Annotated in this window: 1 pseudogene; it reads right to left on the reverse strand. The window is 46.0% G+C overall.

Going from position 1 to position 226, the window contains the following annotated elements:
- Positions 1-226, reverse strand: a pseudogene (locus tag Q1A70_RS20720) (transposase); the annotation flags it as partial.

Here is a 226-nt window from a genome sequence, read left to right on the forward strand (position 1 = left end):
GGCGTAACTCCTCGTGAGTGCCACTCGATTCTTTGCTGGCATTGGATGAAATTTTACATCCATCAATGGCAAACATGTTACGACCGATGAGGCCTTGTTCATCGCATATCATCAGGACTTGAGTGAAGAGTGGTTCAATGGTGTCTTTCATTTTTGCGATGAAGGCAGCAATGGTGGTGAAGTGCGGTCTTACATCGCCAGACAGACACATGAAGGTGACATTGTT

The sequence above is a fragment of the uncultured Vibrio sp. genome (assembly GCF_947488985.1).
In the GTDB taxonomy this organism is placed as follows: Bacteria; Pseudomonadota; Gammaproteobacteria; order Enterobacterales; family Vibrionaceae; genus Vibrio.